Origin of the sequence: Gilliamella sp. GillExp13 (genome assembly GCF_001690815.1) — a bacterium.
GTDB lineage: Bacteria > Pseudomonadota > Gammaproteobacteria > Enterobacterales > Orbaceae > Gilliamella > Gilliamella bombi.
In genome coordinates this window covers 45,363-60,424 of sequence record NZ_LZHJ01000149.1, presented here as the reverse complement: position 1 = coordinate 60,424, position 15,062 = coordinate 45,363, and the positions used below count along the sequence as shown (strand labels likewise).

Below are 15,062 nucleotides of genomic sequence, written 5' to 3'. Positions count from 1 at the left end.
CGATTGAGTTGTTTCATTCTGATAGAGGAAAAGAGTTTGATAATCATTTGATTGATGAATGTTTAACAGCATTTGGAATTAAACGGTCCTTAAGTCGCAAAGGCTGCCCCTATGATAACGCAATTGCAGAAAGCACATTCAAAGCAGTGAAAACAGAATTTGTGTCAAATACTATTTTTGATTCACTGGCGCAACTTAAATTGGAATTTAATCACTATGTGGATTGGTTTAATTATAATCGACTTCATTCAACATTAAATTACCAGTCGCCGATTGAATACAAAAGAAATCGATGACCTTATCTTTTTGGTACTAAAAAGTGTGGACATACCATATTTAAATAATCTATTCACAACGCCAAATCATATCGCTAAAGCCGATATATATTGATTTAAATTAGTTTATATTCTCCTCTACTAACTTAGCCAATTGTTCAATGCCTGATTGAACGGGTATATAAGCCTGAAAAGGAATACTCACAACAGGCTTACCGACTTCTTCCCCCAATTTTTTAAATTTATCAAGCATCATCATAGTTTGCGGGCTAATTAAAAAGAGTGAAAAATCACTACTTTGAATCATATTTCCGCCTTCGGTTGCCGAGACAGCATCAACCAAAATTGTTTTATCTTTGCTAGCAAAATATTCTGTTACTTTTTTAGCCATTAATGATGATGACATACCTGCCGCACAAATGATTAATGCTTTTTTCATAAATTCCCCTAAAAATAGTTATGCTTTATAAGACTTCGCCATTAGACTCAATCACTCTTTTAAACCATGCGAATGAGGCTTTGCGGCTACGTTTTAGTGAACCGTTACCTTTGTTATCTTTATCAACATAGATAAATCTATAACGTTTTTCCATTTCACCTGTCCCAGCTGAAACAAGATCAATACATCCCCAAGGAGTGTATCCCATCAAATCAACACCATCTTCTTCAACAGCAAGTTTCATTTGTTTAATATGTTCACGCAGATAATCAATACGGTAAGCATCGTGCACGCTACCATCAGCTTCGATTTTATCGTAGGCGCCAAAACCATTTTCAACTATGAAAAGCGGTAAACGATACATATCAGTTAACCAATTAAGTGTATAGCGAAGTCCCTCAGGATCGATTTGCCAACCCCAATCTGATTTTTTAACATATTGATTGCCGATCAGATCGGTTTTTTCGTTATATTCATAGCTTTCATTATCTTCTTTTTTCCTAATTGCATTAGACATGTAATAGCTAAAGCCAATGTAATCAACTGTTCCATTTTTCAAGATCTCAAGATCTTGATTGGTGATATCAAGTTTAAAATCTTTACGTTGCCAATAATTTTTAATATGGTTTGGATACTCTCCATGAACATGAACATCACCAAAAAAATATTTACGCTCCATCGCCTTTTGTGCCATTAGAATATCACCTGGTTTACAAGTCTCTGGATAGATAGGGATCATCGCCAACATACAGCCTATTTCAAAATCAGGATTAATAGCATGACCAATTTGTACCGCTTTAGCACTAGCAACTAATTCATAATGTGCAGCTTGATACATAATCTGCTCGCGATCGTCGCTTTGCTTATAGAAAATACCTGAGTTAGTAAACGGTGCAAAATCTTCATTAAAGTTAGCTTGATTATTGATTTCGTTAAAAGTCATCCAATATTTGACTTTATTCTTATAACGATCAAAACATACCTCTGCAAAACGGACAAAAAAATCAATTAATTTACGATTACGGAATCCACCATACTCAGTAACAAGGTAATAAGGTAATTCAAAATGAGAAAGTGTAACAACTGGCTCAATATTGTATTTTAAGCATTCATCAAAAAGATCATCATAAAATTTTAACCCATCTTCATTTGGTGCAAGTTCATCACCTTTTGGAAAGATACGAGTCCAAGCAATAGAAGTACGAAAACATTTAAAACCCATTTCAGCAAATAACTTAATATCATCTTTATAATGATGGTAAAAATCAATAGCTTCATGATTAGGGTAATATTCACCGTCAATAACACCTTCAGTAATTTTACGATAACTTTTTGGTGAACCAACAGTCATCACATCAGCGACACTTATTCCTTTTCCACCAACTTGCCAAGCACCTTCTAATTGGTGAGCAGCAACAGCACCACCCCACAAAAAATCTTTTGGTAATCCTCTATTTTTCATAATTAAGTACCTGTGTTTATTGATAATTCAAATTTAGCATAAAAGGAAAAAAATAGAATTACTAACCAACTTTTTCCGTATTGATCAGGAAAAATATAAGTATATTTGAGTAGGAAAGGTTATTAGTGAAATGTGCAGCTTTTTGTGATATTTACCGAAATGCGATAAATATCACAAAAATGAATGATAAACTTTAAATATTTGAAGTTAACTTTTAAATAAATTCTTCAAACCCATCGGCATATTTCGATGGCACAAACTCAATAATGTCATACTTGCCAATTTGCTGAATATAGAATGGATCTTTTTACAATATTGCTAACGCTTGCTCTTTATTCTCAGCACGACAAATAATCACACCACCTGTACGAGGGACTTTTGGATCTGATACAATAAAGTGTCCTGACTCATAATGTTTTTCAAAATGTTAAGCTGTGTTGCTCAATTTAAACCATTTAAATATCTATTTAGCTAGCCATTTACCATCTTCACCTTTGTGATAAACCTTTTCGACAGCAGCCCAAGCTACTTTAAAAGCAATAGTTTCTGCTGCACTGTTATCACGCCGTTTATGCGGATCTTGATATTCCTTAATTGCACTATTAAACGCTTCTTTAAAAATATCTTGCGCATGTTCAGGCAAGACATGGCGTACTGAATCAGGTAAATCTTCACGTGTTTTATATGGCATATCACATCCCCTCATAAATTAATTTTGATGGCTGAAAATTTAAAATGGTAATAGTAAGATAGCACATTCATCGAATATATTATCATCTATAAAATAATATAATTACTAATTGATTTAAAGATTCACTGATGTAAACTATTTATTATAAATTGTATTCAAAATATCCTTTGCTAAGAATAAAAAATAACATGTAAGAAAACGCTAAGTTGTTTACACTTCATGATTAGAATAATCCTCTAAAACTCATAAGACGTTTTCACTTAAATTACTTTATAAAATTCAACTATACTATAAACGATTAATAAATCGTTAAAGATTTTGCTCTTTATCTTTTTAATCACTAAATATTTGTTGATTCTTACACGTCATTTAAAGCCCGTCTCACTTTGTCATTCGTTTGTAGGCTAACTAGTTTCGGGTATTTTGATTAATACGATGGTTATTGCACATTTTAATAAATTGGTGTTTGCCTGTGCCTTGATATTCTCATCAATTACCAGAATAAATACATTCAATGCTATAAGGATATTAGGCTAACAAATCGTTTTGTAAAATTAGGATTGATCCAAATTAGGGGCTATCTAGATAAATACCCGCATAAAGATCATATGAAAAGTTTTCAATGCGATAAATAAATATTCTTAAGTCTTTTGTTTACAACATCGAAAAGAAGGAAATAAAATAAAAAAATCAGGCATATTTATGCCTGATGAATAACTAAAATCAAGTAGGATCTTTAATCATCACTATAACCCAAACTCCGCAATGCTCGTTCGTCATCTGCCCAGCCGGCTTTGACTTTTACCCAAAGCTCTAGATGGACTTTATTGTCGAAAAATGATTGCATGTCTTTGCGCGCTTCAATACCAATTTTTTTGATTTTTTCACCTTTGTTGCCGATGACCATTTTCTTTTGTCCATCGCGTTCAACTAAGATTAATCCATTAATTCGGTACATTCCGTTACGTTCATCAACTTTGAATTGTTCGATCTCAACTGTTACCGAATAAGGTAATTCATCACCTAAAAAGCGCATGAGTTTTTCGCGGATGATTTCCGATGCCATAAAACGTTGCGAGCGGTCGGTAATATAATCTTCAGGGAAATGGTGTTCGCCTTCTGGTAAGTGTTTTTTGACGATATCTTTTATAATATCTACACCTTCTCCTTTTTCAGCGCTAATTGGCACAACATCAAGGAAGTTAATTTTTTGGCTTATCGCTTGAATATGTGGTAATAATTGTGTTTTGTCGGTGACGTTGTCAATTTTATTAATCACTAACAGAACTAGGCTTTTGCAATCTTTGAGTTTGTTGGCGACCATTTCGTCGTCGTCATTCCAATGTGTGCCTTCAACCACAAAAATAACGAGTTCAACATCCCCTATTGAGCTGCTTGCAGCACGATTCATTAAGCGGTTTATGGCTCTTTTTTCTTCAATATGAAGTCCGGGGGTGTCGATATAGATAATTTGGTCATTATCCTGCGTGTCAATACCCACAATTCGGTGACGGGTCGTTTGCGCTTTGCGTGATGTAATCGAAATTTTTTGACCAAGCAATTGGTTTAGTAGCGTTGATTTACCTACATTTGGTCGCCCGACAATGGCGACAAATCCACAATGTTGTGTTGTTTCTGTCATTTTATACCTAATTGGTTAAGTGCTTCTTGTGCGGCAGCTTGTTCTGCTTTTCGGCGACTTAAGCCACGACCTAAATATTCATGGCTATCATTGTCAATTTTACATTGAATTAAGAATTCTTGTTCGTGGTTATCGCCAGTTACTTCAAGAATTAAATAACATGGGCGCGGACGATGAATTCCTTGTAAGTATTCTTGTAATCTTGTTTTGGCATCTTTTTGTTTAATACCTGGTTGAATTTGAGTCAAGCGGCTTTGGTACCATGATAAGATAAGTGAACGAACTGTGTCTAGGTTGCTATCTAGATAAATGGCACCGATTATGGCTTCTACAGCATCAGAAATAATCGATTCGCGACGAAAACCACCACTTTTGAGTTCACCCTGTCCTAAAATAAGGTGATCGCCCAATTTAAAATCCTTACCAATTTCGGCAAGTGTTTGCCCGCAAACAAGTGTTGCGCGCATTTGGCTTAGATCGCCTTCATCTTGTTTGACAAAACGGTGATAAAGTTCATCGGCTATGACAAGACTTAAAATAGAATCCCCTAAAAACTCTAAACGTTCGTTATGCAGTTTATTAGCACTTCGATGAGTAAGGGCTAATTCAAGTAGAGATGTATCTTGAAATATATAGCCGATTGATTGTTGAATTTGACTAAATTTTTTCATAATTATAGCTATTAGTGTATACCGCCAATACGACTAAAGCGGATTCCTGTTGGCCATTCGTTTGGTTGTTTTTCAAAGCTAATCCAAATTGCGGTTGCTTTACCAACAAAATTGGTTTCAGGAACAAAACCAAAGTATCGACTGTCACCACTGTTATCGCGGTTGTCACCCATCATAAAATAATGACCTTGTGGTACAACCCAAGTGGCTATCGGTTGTCCATCCTGATGATAAAAATAGCTAGGATTTTCTTGTGAACCTTGAGTGGTTAGAATATTATGCGGTGTGTCACCAAGAGTTTCTTGTTGAATATTCATATTTAATGTCATGATAGACTGAGAATCGACAATACCTTTATCCGCATATTGTTCTAGCGTGTAAAAATTAGGGTTTGGCTTGAACTGTTCATGCACCTCTTTCCAATTACTTGGCCTTGGTTCGCTGTAATGCAAATTGAGCGGCTGTGATTGTTGCCCTTCGCAATTTGCATCTGTTGCTTGGCAAGCAGGATAGATTAAAATTTGCTTTTCTTTTACCAGATAGACGATTTTGTCACCTGGTAAGCCGACAACACGCTTTATAAGATCCATTTGAGGAACATTTGGGTGTTTAAATACGGCAACATCACCACGTTGTGGTTGTCCTGTTGGAATGATGACGGTGTTAGTAATAGGATCTCGCATGCCATAAGAAAATTTTTCAACCGCAATAAAGTCGCCAATGAGTAATGTCTGCATCATTGATCCTGATGGAATTTGAAACGGTTCATAGATGAATGAACGAATAACAAACACAACAAACAATACCGGAAAAAACGATGCCAAATTTTCAACCCAAACTTTGGGTTTACCAACTTCGGCAAGTATCTTTCCATCAACTTCGCCATTGCTTTGAGTACGGATTTCTTCAACTTTACGTTGTCTTGCTGGTTTCCATTTGAATTTTTCTAAAAACCAAAAGATACCAGTAATAAGTGTTGCTAGCGTTAATATGATGGCAAATGTTCCAGCCATTTTTTTCCCTCTTTAAATAAATCTTTTTATTGATTTGTTTTTACTTGGTTAATCTTTTCCTACATGCAAAATGGCTAAAAAGGCTTCTTGCGGTAATTCGACATTACCTATTTGTTTCATGCGCTTTTTACCTTCTTTTTGCTTCTGTAAAAGTTTCTTTTTACGACTCACATCGCCACCATAGCATTTGGCTAATACATTTTTGCGTAGTTGTTTGACCGTTGATCTTGCTATGACATGATTGCCGATAGCAGCTTGTATGGCAATATCAAATAGTTGACGAGGAATAAGATCTTTCATTTTTTCAACTAATTCTCGTCCACGATATGGTGCATTGTCTTTGTGGGTAATTAAGGCTAATGCGTCAACACGTTCACCATTAATTAATACATCTAACCTTACCATGTCGGCAGCTTGGAATCGTTTAAAACTGTAATCTAATGATGCATACCCACGCGAAGTCGATTTTAGTTTGTCAAAAAAGTCTAATACAACTTCGGTCATTGGGATTTCGTACGTTAAAGCAACTTGATTGCCATGATAAACCATATTGGTTTGCACACCACGTTTTTCGACACAAAGTGTGATGACGTTGCCTAAATAAGTTTGCGGAACTAATATGTTACATTCTGCTATTGGTTCGCGTAATTCTTGAATGTTATTTACTGCTGGTAACTTGGCAGGGCTATCAACGTAGATAATGTCATTTGATGTAGTTAGTACTTCATAAACAACCGTTGGTGCTGTGGTTATCAAATCAAGGTTGTATTCACGCTCTAAGCGTTCTTGAATAATTTCCATATGTAATAAGCCAAGGAAACCACAACGGAATCCAAACCCTAAAGCTCCAGAATTTTCTGGCTCATAAAACAATGAGGCATCATTTAGGCTTAATTTGCCAAGGGCATCACGAAAAGCTTCGTAATCGTCAGAACTGGTTGGGAATAATCCAGCATAAACTTGTGGTTTGACCTTTTTGAAACCAGGTAATGGATTTTGTGCAGGTGCTTTTGCTAAAGTTAAGGTGTCGCCCACTGGCGCGCCTAGTATATCTTTGATCGCACAAACAACCCAACCCACTTCACCACAATGCAAGCACTGCTTGTCAATCTGCTTAGGGGTAAAAATACCAAGTCGATCAACGTTATAAGTCATACCTGTGCTCATTACTTTGATCTTATCACCTTTGTTTAATTCACCATTTTTAATGCGAATTAATGAAACTACACCTAAATAATTATCAAACCATGAATCGATAATAAGTGCTTGCAATGGTGCTGTCGAGTCACCTTCTGGTGGTGGAATATCGCTGACCAATTGCTCAAGTACATCAACAACGCCAACGCCAGTTTTTGCCGAGCAACGCACTGCGTTGCTAGCATCAATACCTACAATATCTTCGATTTCGGCTGCAACGCGCTCAGGTTCAGCCGCAGGTAAGTCAATTTTGTTTAGAACAGGGACAACTTCAAGATCCATATCTAACGCGGTGTAGCAGTTTGCTAGCGTTTGTGCTTCAACACCTTGCCCCGCATCCACAACTAATAACGCACCTTCACAAGCAGCTAGCGAGCGCGACACTTCATAAGAAAAGTCAACATGACCTGGTGTGTCAATAAAATTGAGCTGATATGTTTCGCCATTTTTAGCATGATAATCAAGGGTTACACTTTGTGCTTTGATTGTGATGCCACGTTCACGCTCAAGATCCATTGAATCAAGTACTTGAGCTTCCATTTCACGATCTGAAAGCCCACCACAAATTTGTATTATGCGGTCTGAAAGCGTTGATTTACCATGGTCAATATGGGCAATAATTGAAAAATTGCGGATATTTTTATTCATATTAATAAATTATAATTAGTATCTTGGTTATTAACGGTTAACTATCTAAAATGCCTTTTGGTTATGACCAATATTGCTAATAATTACATAGTCAGAAAGAGAAACATTTTACACTTTTATCGCTACTAAGCATAGCGTTATCGAGAAGTTTGCGTTTATTTCTGAACAATATTTTGTGCAATACGTTCAACTGTAGTACGCGGTAAATTACCTATGATGATAATATTTTTATGACCTAAGTTGGTTGAAAAAATAGTCCTTCCACCTTGTTGAATAATCTGATTAGATTGTTTAGCTTGTTCAGATGAGATATTGACCGTAAATGAAAATACACCATCTGAAAACAATTTAGTAGCAATATCAGAACTATAAAAATTCAAATTATAAGCAGCCACTTCTTTAAATCCTTTAGGTAACCAAGCTAGTCGCCATTGGTCAAAGGCATTATTTTGTTTTTCAATCGATAATAAGATTGGGTAATTTCGGCTGTTGATATAATCTAGCTGTTCTTTCTTATCAAAATTTTTATCTAGTTGTATTACTTTAATCTGATTAATGATATCGCTATTTTGATCTAATAAATCGATCCTAATGGGTAAAAAGGTTTCATCATCAATCCAAATTACATAGCTATAACGGTCCTGTTCTTTCGCTATGATTTTGACTAGTTTTGCGCTTCGATTAGCTGTTCTTGCTTTTCCTAAAAAAATAAAGTCGTAAACATCCTTAAGGTCATTAAAATTATTATAAACAACGTCAGGGAAAGCTTCGATAATTCGTGAGCTAGTGATAGAAAATGATGAACTATTAGGCTGAAAGTAACTGGTTATCCCTTTATGTAAGATGATCTCTTTATCAGAGCCTTCTAGATAGCGCAAGTAGGCATTAATATCTTCTTTTACAGGCGCACCCATATGGCTATATTCGAATGTGGTTACATATTGATTTTTATCTTGAGATACGAAGTAAATGCGGTAATCTTGCGTTTGTACAGCGTGATTCATTTTGTTTAATAACGCAAAGGCATCCTCTGTATCGTTGGCATAAATCGATACTGAAAAAAATGTAAAAAACAGAGCGAATATTATTTTTCGTCTCTGTTTTATAAAATATTTGATGAAATAATTTAGCGATTTCATTTAAAATTAGTGTGCATTTAATCTTTTTTGCAATTCATAATCTTGTACAAGCAATCTAATTTTGTCGTATTGTCGTTTTTCAAGTAATTGCTGATCGTTTTGTTGATGAATGCCACCTACAGGAGCCACACTTACACCAACTGGTACTGTATTTAATGTAGGGCTTGCACTGGTACTATTTGTTTGTCCTTGATTATATTGTACACCTGCAATAATTCCAAGAGTTACACACGCTGCAAGTCCAACTTGGCTTACTTTGCCAATAAAGTCTTTAACGTGAATCCAAATTAGGTTTTCAGCTTTTGGTGGCGTAGTTGTGTCAATATTAGGTTGATCAATTGGTTGATTGTATAAATCTTCAGTTGCTATCGCTTGTGCAATTTGACTAGAGATATCTAAATTTAGTGAACTACTATGATTTAATAAACTACTATGTAATTCACCTCGCATTGTGTCTCTGATAATATGGTAACGATGCCAGCATGATTGCAAACTTTCATCATTTAATACTTCATCAACAATATGGTCGTTTGTAAACTCACCATCCATAAGTAATGAAAGTTGCTCTTTCTGTTCTATTTGCATAGTAAACACCTTAAATTTATGACTACTCTTTATTATTTGTTTGTAGCCATTAACTGAGTAATGGTTTAATTTTTTCATCAATTGCATCACGAGCTCTAAAAATACGTGATCTCACTGTGCCAACTGGTACATCCATGATTTGAGCGATTTCTTCGTAGCTTAACCCTTCGATTTCGCGCAATGTAATTGCGGTTTTTAAATCATCTGGTAATGCTTCGATCGTTGCAAATACTGTTTTTTTTACTTCGTCTGAAAGCGCTAAATTTTCAGGATTATCAAGATCTCTTAATGAATCTGCACCTTCATAACTTTCGGCTTCACTAGCATCTATATCTGATGATGGTGGCCGTCGTCCTTGAGACGTTAAGTAGTTTTTTGCTGTATTAACTGCAATTCGATACAGCCATGTGTAAAAAACACTTTCACCTTTAAAAAGACTTAATGATCGATATGCCTTAATAAAAGTCTCTTGCACAACATCAGGAACTTCGGACGCTAATACATAACGAGAAACCAAATGAGCCAGTTTATTTTGATAACGAACAACAAGTAAATTAAATGCGTTTTTGTCTCCATTAAGAACGCGATCTACTAATACTTGGTCTGTTACTTGCTCCCCCATTAAAGGCCTTTCCTTATTTTGTTAATAACTGTCAATCGGCCCAAAGTTGTGCAGACATACAGTTAGATTCTTAAATTAGAAAAAAGTTCCCATTATTTTAATAGAAATTTAATTATTTTACTTATTAATTGTAAACTTTTATTATTTTTATACTAAAACACATAGTTACCTGAAACTTTTTGACATGATTACATTCAAGTAAGATCGTTTGCCGATCTTTTAATTAAGCGGGATAATCTGTCTTTCATCTCGCTCATTATAGGTGATTTGATAAAATTGAGGTAGATTAAAATTAACTGAGCTACTGGTAGTAAATGAAAAACGATCGTCAGATAAGATATAAAATTCGTTAATATCTTTAACCATATTATCTATTGAACCGTTGCAATTACGGTATATTTCAACTTGGTTATGTTCATTTAGAATGTAAAGATCAAAACCTGAATCAGTATTTTCAAAAAAGAATTGTATGATCCCGGCATAAGCCACGCTATCAATTTCTTTTGGTAGTTCATTTGTTTCGTCTAAAATGTTTAGTGGTCTACCTTGTATTTTGTTATTTGATACCGCACCATAAAAATCAATCGCATTTTCAAATTGATGACATGATACCCCTAATCGCTCAAAAAATAGATACCATGAAGCTCCACCGATCCTTAATGGTTTTACTTGCGTTGAGTTATTTTGAGTGGTAGTTAAACGTAAATCAATACATTCATCCATTAACTTTTTCATTTGTTGTTTGATTTCATCACTCTGGTACTCGCTATAACAAAATATTTCTAGCGAATTGGGTAAATCAGCATCTTTATGCATTCGATTTAGTAACTCCTTAATCGCCTGCAGTACCGATAACGCACCGCTGAAATGGAGAACACGAATTTCGTTCCACGAATTACGATAAAGAAGATCAATTGATCCCACTAAGCTGAGTTCGTTTTTACCATAATTAAGTACACTATTGGTCACTTCATCGTCTAATTCAATATTAGCCGTCGGATCGTCTTCTAAATTTAAAATAATAGCTAAGTGACGAATTTCGCATGGTCCATATAACTGTTCTTCAGTTGCTGCTGGCACATCAGTAGGAAAGTAATTTTTTAGATCTGCGATCAATTTATTAATTTTCAAATTATTTCGGTTTTCACCATCATGATAATAAAAGTGAGTGCTATCAGCAATTAATCCGTTAAAATAACACCAGCCTACTAGTTTTACTAAGTATTTGCTATATTCAAGATATTGATGGCCAATAATTGAGTGCAACATGGGTTTTTGATTGTAAACATACCATCCTGCTCGATTGATGCGATCTTCTGCAACATGAATAAAAGTTAATGCTTCCTCTTGTAAATTATCAGATATATTGAGCTTTAACGTTGTAATCTTTCCCGGTAATACTTCAAAAGCAGCATAGAGCTTACGTGTTAATATTGCCAGATCTTGAGGACTAATTAATGAGTCTAAATTATTACGACGACCAAAATTGAGTAAATTTCGATAGCCAGACATCATAGTGTGTAATAAGATTTCGTGTATTTCTCGGACTTGCCCTATTTTCCAAGATTGACTCGCATCTAATTTTGCAATTTGTTGCTCATCCCATCCCCAACTTTTAACTAACTCACTTAAAATAGAGCGTCGCCATGACGACAATTGTGTTGGGATAGAAAGTTTTTCGTTCACTTTCAAATAAAAGCAATTACGAATTAATTCAAGTCGTTCATAATCATTAATTTCAATGAGGTATTTACTAATTCTGTCCAACAACATGTAATAAGAATCTAGGTACATCCCATTATGAATTTCGCCTTTTTGAATCAGTTCCCTCATTTGATAAGCAACTGGTTTATTTTGTGGGTAAATCCATGAGTACGCTTCTAATAATAGGGTTTTGAGTACGGCTTTAAAAGGTGAATCAATACTTTTGTAAAGTTGCCATAAACTTGCGCCAAAATACTCTTGAGCTGATAATCCAGTTAGTGGACCAAAATCAATCCATTGTTCTCGCTCGATTAAATTAAGATCAACCATCGCTTGAACGCACTTCTCATAAGTAGGGTAAGTAACGTTATTCACGGTGAAATTATAAGGTATTACAAACCACAGTAAATATTTGCCAGCCAACAAATTTGCAGAACGGTAAAACTCCTCAAGTAACAAAATATGCTGCGCAGTTCCGCAATTTTCGCCCATTAGACATTCATGATGTTTATTAATAAAACGATCAGCATCTACCACAAATAACGTTAATTTGACTTGCAAATTTGCCGCCCAACCTTCGAGCAAACGGCATTTTTGTTGTAAAGCTTCTTTTTGTTGATCTGTTAAATTGTTTTCAATGCATATCCAGATATCAAGATCAGATTGAATTGACTGTCCAATAGAACAAGTACTTCCCATTGTATATAAAGCGGATATTGCTGGGATATTAATTATTTTATTTTCGTTAGTGGATGGAATAAAATCGAATTCGGTTTTAAGCCGTTTACTTACATCATCAGACAATTGATAGCAAGCAATACCTGAAGGTATATCCCCTTCCATATATCCTGGTAATTTAGGTGCGTGATAATGAAAAAGCGCAGGAAGTAATAAAAATACCTGCTGAAATTCAGGAGACATACCAATGATAGCACGCTCACGTTTCAATTTGGCAAGATCTTCAAGCTCTTTTTTTATGTTATTGATATAATATTGCATGGCTTCAATTAGATAAAACACGCGTATTAATTTAACGCTACTATTAAATCTAGCATGTTATTTGTGTAAGGTAAATAGAACAAAAATTTAAACCCTAAATAAAATGAATAATTATGATAACAATTGAAAATATTGCTAAACAGATGCAAAAAAAAGAAAACACAAAATTTATCGATAATAAAGCTGCAGTATTATTGCCGATTATTGATATTGATCATCAATTGCATCTTTTATTTCAAATTAGATCTAGAAAATTAAAATGGCAACCTGGAGATATTTGTTTTCCTGGTGGGCGTGTGGAATTATCTGATACCAACCCCGAATACACAGCTAAACGAGAAACAGTTGAAGAATTGGGCATACCCTTTAACCAAATAACAATTTTAGGAGCATTACCCAAGTTTATTGCAACATTAGGTATGGCTATTTATCCATTTGTTGGCACAATCAATTCATTTGATGATTTGCAACTAAATCATGATGAAGTCGAACAGATTTTTACCGTTCCTATTGAGTGGTTTATTCAAAATCCCCCTCAGCGTGCAACAATGTTTGTCGGGCATAAACCTTCTGATGATTTCCCTTTTGATATCATTTTAAACCGATCACCTAAATGGCAAAAAGAGCTGAGTATTCTGTCTATTATTATCAGTATCACAATCGGGTTATTTGGGGATTAACTGCACAAATCCTTAAATTCTTTATTGAAAGAATTAGAGAATAATCTGTAGGAAAAATATAATTTAGAAAATATTAACATTCTTAATTAGCTCAAATTAACTCTTTTTTTGACAATTCATTTCATTTTAAACAATTAATGCTAGGCACCCTTCTATTTGATTAAAAGAACTTGAGGATTATTACTGAACGTCTTATAACAATAACAAGTTGTTTTACTATTTTTCCCTACCAAAACAACTATTAATGTCTTAACGCTTTTTACAAGTAGACAAGGACAACACATCAGGAGCTCTGCCAGTTCGAATACTTTCGAAGTAATATCAATAAATGTATTTGCAAATAAAATAAGCGTTAAACAACGATTTTCTATTTTAATAATTCAAAAATGAAGGAATATATTATGAAACGTTTTACCAAATCCTCTATTGCATTAGCCGTATTGTTATCATTACCTGTTGCTAGTCTTTATGCTGCTGAGCCATTAACTGCTAAAGAAAGTAGTCATTTAGTACCATTAAAAGAAATTTCAGTAACTGGAAGTTATTTACAAGCCGAAAATGCTGCTAAAGATATTTCTCGCGCTGCCGATGAAGCAGGTGCTAAATATTACTATATTACTGCAATGGAAAGTCCAGCTAATGGAACTTCTTCAGATCGTGCGATTGTTTATGCCAATATTTACAAATCTAACGCACCAATAGCCGTACAGAAAAATGAAACTATTTATAATGGCGTGGTTTCTTATGAACGTTCAAAAGCTCTTTACTATTTACCATTTGATGTTGTTAAATTTAAAGGTAATTACAATAACACTTCCGAAATTACCGAAGCTGCAAGTAAATTAGCCGCTGAAAAAAATGCCTATGCGTTTTATATCGATTCAATTTCATCTGATGATATTAGAAACCAAGCAGAAAATATCGAAGTTGCTTTATACAAACAAGACGCACCCGTTAGGGATTATATCGTCACAACAGCAATAGCAGGTCAAGATGCCTACGAAATTAGTAGCGAAGCATTTAAACACATGACGCCATTTAGTACTATTAGCTTCCATGGTGTATTTAACAATACAGCAGAAATCAGTGCCGCCGCACAAAAACATGCAGTTGCTAATGGTGCGCACTTTTATTATGTAAAAGAAGTATCATCTAACCCCGCAAGCACTGCACAAACTGTTTTTATAAATCTATATAAATAAGATTGTACGTAACTGAAATAAACCCACGTGAGCAATTTTACTTGCCCGTGGGCTTTGACTAAAAACACCTCAGATTTAGAATTAATTTTATTA

Annotated in this window: 14 protein-coding genes; 3 read left to right on the top strand and 11 right to left on the bottom strand. The window is 34.7% G+C overall.

The window, feature by feature from the left end; translation table 11 throughout:
- Nucleotides 1-296 (top strand): IS3 family transposase (locus A9G37_RS10540; protein ID WP_176701834.1); only part of this gene is annotated, 296 nt, incomplete at its 5' end.
- A 100-nt stretch (nucleotides 297-396) separates the two neighbouring features.
- Here A9G37_RS10540 and A9G37_RS10535 read toward each other — a convergent pair.
- The 11 genes from A9G37_RS10535 to A9G37_RS10485 form a co-directional block, all read right to left on the bottom strand.
- Nucleotides 397-714 carry a PTS cellobiose transporter subunit IIB gene (locus tag A9G37_RS10535; RefSeq protein WP_065575474.1) on the bottom strand — a complete coding sequence of 106 codons (318 nt, stop codon included), beginning with the start codon at nucleotides 712-714 and terminating at the stop codon, nucleotides 397-399.
- 25 nt (nucleotides 715-739) lie between these two features.
- A complete protein-coding gene (locus A9G37_RS10530) occupies nucleotides 740-2,176 on the bottom strand; it encodes a 6-phospho-beta-glucosidase (RefSeq protein ID WP_065575473.1) in 1,437 nt (478 codons plus the stop codon).
- 463 nt (nucleotides 2,177-2,639) lie between these two features.
- Nucleotides 2,640-2,867 (bottom strand): ChaB family protein, encoded by a 228-nt coding sequence (locus tag A9G37_RS10525; RefSeq protein ID WP_065575472.1) that lies wholly within the window; start codon nucleotides 2,865-2,867, stop codon nucleotides 2,640-2,642.
- Nucleotides 2,868-3,603: 736 nt separating this feature from the next.
- Nucleotides 3,604-4,509 (bottom strand): GTPase Era, encoded by a 906-nt coding sequence (gene era / locus A9G37_RS10520; RefSeq protein WP_034909964.1) that lies wholly within the window; start codon nucleotides 4,507-4,509, stop codon nucleotides 3,604-3,606.
- A complete protein-coding gene (gene rnc, locus A9G37_RS10515; protein WP_442902857.1) occupies nucleotides 4,506-5,183 on the bottom strand; it encodes a ribonuclease III in 678 nt (225 codons plus the stop codon). Before rnc ends, era begins: the two co-directional genes overlap by 4 nt.
- 8 nt (nucleotides 5,184-5,191) lie before the next feature.
- Entirely contained in the window at nucleotides 5,192-6,193 is a 1,002-nt protein-coding gene (lepB, locus tag A9G37_RS10510) for a signal peptidase I (protein ID WP_034909970.1), read from the bottom strand.
- A gap of 48 nt (nucleotides 6,194-6,241) precedes the next feature.
- A complete protein-coding gene (gene lepA, locus A9G37_RS10505; RefSeq protein WP_034909972.1) occupies nucleotides 6,242-8,038 on the bottom strand; it encodes a translation elongation factor 4 in 1,797 nt (598 codons plus the stop codon).
- 155 nt (nucleotides 8,039-8,193) lie between these two features.
- Nucleotides 8,194-9,177, bottom strand: coding sequence for a MucB/RseB C-terminal domain-containing protein (locus A9G37_RS10500; RefSeq protein WP_080702282.1), 984 nt, complete (start codon nucleotides 9,175-9,177; stop codon nucleotides 8,194-8,196).
- A gap of 6 nt (nucleotides 9,178-9,183) precedes the next feature.
- Nucleotides 9,184-9,762, bottom strand: coding sequence for an RseA family anti-sigma factor (locus A9G37_RS10495; protein WP_034909977.1), 579 nt, complete (start codon nucleotides 9,760-9,762; stop codon nucleotides 9,184-9,186).
- Between the two features lie 49 nt (nucleotides 9,763-9,811).
- Nucleotides 9,812-10,384: an RNA polymerase sigma factor RpoE gene (gene rpoE / locus A9G37_RS10490; protein ID WP_034909980.1), complete on the bottom strand. Its 573-nt coding sequence runs from the start codon at nucleotides 10,382-10,384 to the stop codon at nucleotides 9,812-9,814.
- A 219-nt stretch (nucleotides 10,385-10,603) separates the two neighbouring features.
- On the bottom strand, nucleotides 10,604-13,108 hold the full coding sequence (locus A9G37_RS10485) for a class I adenylate cyclase (RefSeq protein WP_141671184.1): 2,505 nt from the start codon (nucleotides 13,106-13,108) through the stop codon (nucleotides 10,604-10,606).
- Nucleotides 13,109-13,200: 92 nt separating this feature from the next.
- On the opposite strand from A9G37_RS10485, the gene A9G37_RS10480 reads away from it, so the two are divergent.
- Nucleotides 13,201-13,767: an NUDIX hydrolase gene (locus A9G37_RS10480; protein WP_065575471.1), complete on the top strand. Its 567-nt coding sequence runs from the start codon at nucleotides 13,201-13,203 to the stop codon at nucleotides 13,765-13,767.
- A 401-nt stretch (nucleotides 13,768-14,168) separates the two neighbouring features.
- Complete coding sequence (locus A9G37_RS10475; RefSeq protein WP_034909984.1) at nucleotides 14,169-14,969, top strand: YdgH/BhsA/McbA-like domain containing protein; 801 nt, start codon at nucleotides 14,169-14,171, stop codon at nucleotides 14,967-14,969.
- Nucleotides 14,970-15,062: the final 93 nt, after the last annotated feature.